Annotated in this window: 5 protein-coding genes and 1 other RNA gene; 2 read left to right on the forward strand and 4 right to left on the reverse strand. The window is 55.6% G+C overall.

Features of this window, described 5'->3' with window-relative positions; all coding sequences use genetic code 11:
- Positions 1-9 precede the first annotated feature (9 nt).
- From dppB to ADK28_RS18730, 3 genes are all read right to left on the reverse strand, one after another.
- Positions 10-1,029, reverse strand: coding sequence for a dipeptide ABC transporter permease DppB (gene dppB / locus ADK28_RS18720; RefSeq protein ID WP_033634229.1), 1,020 nt, complete (start codon positions 1,027-1,029; stop codon positions 10-12).
- Between the two features lie 170 nt (positions 1,030-1,199).
- A complete protein-coding gene (gene dppA, locus ADK28_RS18725; protein ID WP_033639032.1) occupies positions 1,200-2,807 on the reverse strand; it encodes a dipeptide ABC transporter periplasmic-binding protein DppA in 1,608 nt (535 codons plus the stop codon).
- A gap of 601 nt (positions 2,808-3,408) precedes the next feature.
- On the reverse strand, positions 3,409-5,100 hold the full coding sequence (locus ADK28_RS18730; protein ID WP_048796359.1) for a glycosyl hydrolase family 18 protein: 1,692 nt from the start codon (positions 5,098-5,100) through the stop codon (positions 3,409-3,411).
- A gap of 397 nt (positions 5,101-5,497) precedes the next feature.
- On the opposite strand from ADK28_RS18730, the gene ADK28_RS18735 reads away from it, so the two are divergent.
- Together ADK28_RS18735 and ADK28_RS18740 are read left to right on the forward strand one after the other, a co-directional pair.
- Positions 5,498-5,785, forward strand: a complete 288-nt coding sequence (locus tag ADK28_RS18735) for a toxin-antitoxin system TumE family protein (protein ID WP_048796360.1) — start codon at positions 5,498-5,500, stop codon at positions 5,783-5,785.
- On the forward strand, positions 5,785-6,132 hold the full coding sequence (locus ADK28_RS18740) for a glycosyl transferase family 1 (protein ID WP_028127802.1): 348 nt from the start codon (positions 5,785-5,787) through the stop codon (positions 6,130-6,132). The genes ADK28_RS18735 and ADK28_RS18740 overlap by 1 nt, the downstream gene beginning before the upstream one ends.
- Before the next feature lie 48 nt (positions 6,133-6,180).
- Here the strand turns inward: ADK28_RS18740 and ADK28_RS29480 are convergent.
- A non-coding RNA gene (locus ADK28_RS29480) (RtT sRNA) lies at positions 6,181-6,309 on the reverse strand.
- Between the last annotated feature and the right edge of the window lie 28 nt (positions 6,310-6,337).

Consider the following 6,337-nt stretch of genomic DNA (forward strand, 5'->3'; position numbering starts at 1 on the left):
GAGCGCCCCTTATTTCTTGTGGCGAATACGCGGGTTGACCACGCCGTAGAGCACGTCTACCAGCAGGTTAACCAGAATGATCATACAGGCGACCAGCAACACCCCGCCCTGCACCACCGGGTAATCGCGGCGCTGCAGCGCGTCGATCAGCCAGCGGCCCAGCCCCGGCCAGGAGAAGATGGTTTCGGTCAGAATGGCGCCGGCCAGCATGGTGCCGACCTGCAGCCCGATCACCGTCACCACCGGCAGCAGCGCGTTGCGCAGCGCGTGGACGACGATCACTCGCATGCGGCTCACGCCCTTGGCGCGCGCGGTGCGGATATAGTCTTCGCCCAACACTTCAAGCATCGAGGAACGGGTCATGCGCACGATCACCGCCAGCGGGATGGTGCCCAGTACGATGGCCGGCAGGATCATGTGCATCACCGCGTCGACGAAGTCGCCCGGCTCGCCCCAGATCAGGGTGTCTATCAGCATGAAGCCGGTCAGCGGCTGGCTGTCGTCGAGGAATACCGTGTCGCTGATGCGCCCCGACACCGGCGTCAGGTTAAGCTGCACCGACACCAGCATGATCAGCATCATGCCCCACCAGAAAATCGGCATCGAATAGCCGGTCAGCGAGATGCCCACCGCGGTGTGGTCGAAGATCGAGCCGCGTTTGACCGCCGCCAGCACCCCGACCGGGATGCCTACCAGCACCGCGAAGATCATCGCGCAAATGCCCAGCTCCAGCGTAGCCTGAAAGCGCGGAACGAACTCGCTCCAGACGGAGATGCGGCTTTTAAGCGAGGTGCCCAGATCGCCGTGCAGCACGTTGGACACGTAGGAGAAATATTGTTGATAGAGCGGCTTGTCCAGCCCCATTTCCGCCATCAGCTGCGCGTGGCGCTCGGCGGAGATACCGCGTTCCCCGGCCATGATGGTCACCGGGTCGCCGGGGATCATATGGACGAATGCAAAAGTCAGCAATGTAATGCCGATAAACGTTGGGATAACTAACCCCAAACGTCGGAGTATGAACTGCAACATATCCCGAACTCTCTGTATCAATGCCCGGCAGCTCATCGTCCGCCAGGCTTATTAACGCTCACATGCCTTTGAACGATTCGACGGCCATACGCCGGAGACTGGTCAGCAGGGGCGCAAACCTGTTGCGCCCCTGCAAGTCCATTCGTGCGTCTCCGGTAAAGCGGTCGAAATCAGTCTACAGAGACATTCTCGAAGTGATGCTTACCGAGCGGATCCACGACGTAGCCTTTCACTTCCTTACGCACAGGCTCGTACACGGTGGAGTGTGCGACAATCAGCGCCGGAGCCTGATCGTGCATCACCACCTGCGCCTGCTTGTACAGTTCGATGCGCTTGTCGTGGTTGGATTCGGCGCGCGCCGGTTGAATCAGATCTTCAAACGGCTTGTAGCACCAGCGGGAGTAGTTGGAACCGTCTTTCGCCGCCGCGCAGCTGAACAGCGTGGCGAAGAAGTTGTCCGGATCCCCGTTGTCGCCGGTCCAGCCCATCATCACCGTCTGGTGCTCGCCCGCTTTGGCGCGCTTGAGGTATTCACCCCACTCATAAGTGACGATTTTGGCTTTCACGCCGATCTTGGCCCAGTCGGCCTGGATCATTTCCGCCATGCGGCGCGCGTTCGGGTTGTATGGACGTTGCACCGGCATTGCCCACATGTCGATGCTGAAACCGTCGGCCATGCCCGCTTCTTTCAGCAGCTCTTTCGCCTTGGCCGGATCGTAAGCGTAATCCTGCACCGCGTCGTTATAGCCCCACATGGTCGGCGGGATCAGGTTCTTGGCCGCCTGACCCGCGCCCTGATAAACCGCGTCGATGATCGCCTGTTTGTTGACCGCCATGGTCAACGCCTGGCGCACCTTCACGTTATCCAGCGGTTTTTTCTCGGTGTTGAACGACAGATAGCCCACGTTCAGCCCCGGTTTCTCCAGCAGGTTGATGGCTTTGTCTTGTTTCATGCGGGCGATGTCGGCCGGATTCGGGTACGGCATTACCTGGCATTCGTTTTTCTGCAGTTTGGCGTAGCGCACGGAGGCGTCAGGCGTGATGGAAAACACCAGGCGATCGATCTTCGGCTTGGTGCCCCAGAAACCGTCGAACGCCTTGTACAGGATCTTGGAGTCTTTCTGGTATTGCAGCAGCTGGAATGGGCCGGTGCCGATCGGGTTCAGATCGACTTTCTCCGGCGTGCCGGCTTTCATCATCACGTCAGCGTATTCGGCGGACAGAATGGACGCGAAGTCCATGCCCAGGTCAGCCAGGAACGGCGCCTCCGGGCGGTTCAGCACGAAGCGCACGGTGTTGTCGTCCACTTTTTCGATCTTGGCGATCAGCTTCGGCATGTCCATGCCTTCAAAGTATTCGTAACTGCCGCCCGACACTTTGTGATAGGCGTTGTTCGCATCCAACTGGCGTTCAAAGGAGAACACCACGTCGTCGGCGTTGAAATCGCGCGTCGGTTTGAAGTCTTTGCTGCTCTGCCACTTCACGCCTTTGCGCAGGTGGAAGGTGTAGGTTTTGCCGTCTTCGCTGACGTCCCACTTCTCAGCCAGGCCCGGCTGCAGTTCGGTGGTGCCGGTCTTGAATTCGACCAGCCGGTTGTAGATCGGTACCGAGCTGGCGTCATAGGTGGTGCCGGAGGTAAACAGCTGCGGGTTGAACCCTTCCGGGGAACCTTCAGAACAGTAAACCAACGTCTTGGCCTGTACGCTGGCCGCCACGGTCAGCGCGATCAGCCCAATACCGAATTTCAGAATCCCCGATTTACCCAAGGAACGTGTCATCGTTAGTGCTCCATTGTGTGATGTGATGTGTGTAATTGCCGCCAGGCCTGTATTTTTTATTGCGTGGCCTGTGCGATCGGCGCCCGAAGGCAGAAGGCGTACGAGAAGAGAATGCCGGATGGAACGCATCGCGGCGGGGACGTCTGAGCGCGTGGAATTCACTCAAACAACTCTCGCTCTTACCCCTGAGGCTATCAAGTTGCCAACTGTTTGGGGTGTCGTCAATATAACCAGTGGGGATTTACGCAGACTGTGAGAAACAGCAAACAAACATAAAAAAAACCTTTTGTTAACAGTTCCAGCATGAAAATTTATGCTAAGCGGACATTTTTAGCGCATTGGTCTGACCCTCACAAACTTACTGGTTTTTAACTCCGTTAAAAAACGCCAAAACTTTGTTGCTGAATGATGAATATCTGAACGGTTATTTTTGTGATCGCCGTTAAAGACAGGAGGAAATGCTGAAGGATTACCCAAAAGGGTGAGTCCGATGAGCGCGTTTTGCTCCGGGCAGGCCCACAATCTGTGCGGCGTAAAAAAACTTTCGGCGGTGAAAAAACCGGGGGCGAAAGGATATCCCCCGGCAACGCACTGCAACCGATTATTGAGCGCCGGCGCTGTTGCCCAGGCTGGCGTTCATGCTGTTGAGAATATCGCCGTTGTCCGCGTCGATCTCCCAGGAGAACAGGCCGCCCAGCTGTTTATCCAGCACGTACTTGCCTTTAGCCTGCACCGAGCGGGCATCGTCGAAGGTGATCAGATCGCCGGTGGAAGGTTTGAACACGTAAGGCGCTTCCGCCGTGGCGTCGTAGGTATACTGCCACTCGCCGCTCATGAACTGGCTGGCGATTTGGCGGTAGTCCACGATGCCGTTCTCCCAGGTGCCTTTAACCGGCCCGGTGGCGGTACCGGTGAACGGAATGTTGTTCTGGTAGCCGTTCACCCCGGTCCAGCCGCGGCCATACATGGCGGTGCCGACCACGATTTTGCCCGGCTTGACGCCCTGCGCCAGCAGCGCATTGACGCCGTTCACCGTGGTGTAAGCGGTGTCCGGCTTCCAGGCCGGCGCATTCAGCGCGGTCTGATGCCCCAGGTTCTTCAGATCGAAGGCGCCATAGAAGTCGTAGCTCATCAGGAAGATGTGATCCATCGAGTTCTGCGCAACGTTGTAAGCCACCTTGTCGATCTTGTCCTTACCGGCGCTGATGGCGGAGGTCAGCTCATACTTGCGGCCGGTTTCCGCCGACAGCTGATCCAGCATCGCCCGCAGCTCCTTCATCAGCAGCACATAGGTTTCCCCGTCTTGCGGGCTGCCCAGGTTAGGGTTGGCGCCTTTGCCGCCCGGGAACTCCCAGTCGATATCCACGCCGTCGAAGAACTTCCAGGTCTGCAGGAACTCTTTCACCGAACCGACGAAGCGATCGCGCTTCACCTTGTCGCCCATGAAGAAGAACGGGTCGGACAGCGTCCAGCCGCCGATCGACGGCAGGATTTTCAGGTCAGGATGCGCCTGCTTCAGCGCCATCAGCTGGCCGAAGTTGCCCTTGTAGGGGTCATCCCAGGCGGTCACGCCCTTCTGCGCTTTTTGCAGCGCGGCGAACGGATCGTGGATCGAGACTTTGAAGTCCTCGCGGCCCTGGCAGGAGCGCTGCAACGCCTGGAAGCTGCCTTCAATCTCTTTCAGGCTGTCGTTGATGCCATTGCCGCCGCAGATCGGGATAAAGCCGTACAGCAGGTGGGTCAGGTTTTGCGCCGGGATCTTGTCGACGGTGAAATTGCGCCCGTAAACGCCCCACTCGACGAAATAAGAACCGACCACTTTGCCGGAGTTCTGTTTATACGGTTTATTCTTTTCCAGCAGCGGCTCTTTCAACGGCGCCAAATGGCTGCCGTCGGTGTCGGCCACCACAATTTCGGTGGCGTCACTGGCGGTGCAGCCGTCGGCATTGCACAATGCCACCTGCATTTGATAACGGCCGCCTTTATTCACTTTAAAATTCGCCGTACCGGAAGATCCGGTTGAAGGACCACTCCACGCCTCTTTACCATTTAATAAAATCTTGGCCGTCGTGCCCGCGTCGCCATTCCATAAATTCCAGGAGACGGAAACATCGGCGGCATTTTTTACCTTCACCAAATTATTATAAGCGGTAGCCGCCTGGTCAACTTCAACGATGGCGAACTTGGTGTTGCCCCAGGCGATGGTCGGCTTGCCCGGCGCGGCGGCCTGCGCCGCGGAACACAGCGTGCTGCCGATCAACAGCGCCAACAGCGGTTTATTAAATTTGCGCATAACTGATTCCTTTATTCCGAGAGGATAAACATAAAAGAGTTAATCGTCGCGATGCATTGCCGAAGCGAAAAAATTCCGCAATAATCCGCGAAGGTTAAAATCAATAAATAACAACAGCGTCTTTCCACGTGGCGAAATAATCATTCCCACCGCGTACATTCAGACTATAAATAAAAAAGGCGCAAAAACAAGAGCGCTATCAACTGGGTTTTATTCAGCAAGCGTGAATTTATTTTCATATAAATAAAAGAAAGCATGACAAATAAGGATAGTGAATTTTCTATTAAGGAAAGATAAATATTTATCAGTATTGCACCACACTCTTCAGCCAGGGTGTTGTCATTATTGACAACACCCTGGCTGTGTTGGTAATGTGAACAACACTTAAGGAAAGAGCATGCCTTCGCAGCTAATCTACCAAGACAGGATACCTCTGGCACCTGCAGCATTTGCGCAGCTCGTCATTTGGCGGGTGGTGCCGCCCGTCAGGGCCAGCGGCCACTGTTATAAATACCGATTTGCTTATGTAAAAGACGGCATTTGTCGACTGCGCTATGACAATGAAGCGGGTAAAGGCGATCACAAACATATCGATGGAAAAGAAGAGCCGCTTAATTTCACGACCATTGATGCCTTGCTCGACAGTTTCTGGCGCGAGGTTATGCAGCTTACAGAGGAGTCATGATGAACACAGTCACTATTCGGGTCGCTTCAGTCGAAGAAATGAAACTTGCACTGAAGGAAGCCACAACAGGTCATCAAAGCGCTCAAGGGCAATACATCACATTCCTGGATTGGGAGAGTCTGTGGAAAACCTTATCACCCAAGAAAATGCATATCTTGCATACCATGACCGGCGCCGGCGAACTTTCCATTCGGGAAATCGCGCGCCGAGTGAAGCGCGATGTGAAAGCGGTGCATACCGATCTGCAGTCGCTGTTAGGCTGTGGCATCGTCGATAGAGGTGAACAAGGCGTGATTTTCCCCTATGACGAAATCCATTTTGACTTCGTCGTAGGCAAAGCCGCCTAAACGACGGGCGAAAAAAAACCTGCTTTAAAAAGCAGGTTTTTCGAATGGTGGTCGGCGAGAGAGGATTACGCGCATCGTTGATGCGCGCCCTGCGGGCCGTTGCTAAAGCAACGTTGTCTCGCTTCGCGAGGCTCGAACCTCCTGCGGAGGTACTCATCCTCATAAACTGCAGGCGAAAAAAAACCTGCTTTAAAAAGCAGGTTTT

Source organism: Serratia sp. 506_PEND (assembly GCF_001076875.1).
In the GTDB taxonomy this organism is placed as follows: domain Bacteria; phylum Pseudomonadota; class Gammaproteobacteria; order Enterobacterales; family Enterobacteriaceae; genus Serratia; species Serratia marcescens.

Excerpts from the sequence above, each read along its gene's own strand:
- dppB (WP_033634229.1), bottom strand. The coding sequence starts at position 1,029 with ATGTTGCAGTTCATACTCCGACGTTTGGGGTTAGTTATCCCAACGTTT.
- dppA (WP_033639032.1), bottom strand. The coding sequence starts at position 2,807 with ATGACACGTTCCTTGGGTAAATCGGGGATTCTGAAATTCGGTATTGGG.
- ADK28_RS18730 (WP_048796359.1), bottom strand. The coding sequence starts at position 5,100 with ATGCGCAAATTTAATAAACCGCTGTTGGCGCTGTTGATCGGCAGCACG.
- ADK28_RS18735 (WP_048796360.1), top strand. The coding sequence starts at position 5,498 with ATGCCTTCGCAGCTAATCTACCAAGACAGGATACCTCTGGCACCTGCA.
- ADK28_RS18740 (WP_028127802.1), top strand. The coding sequence starts at position 5,785 with ATGAACACAGTCACTATTCGGGTCGCTTCAGTCGAAGAAATGAAACTT.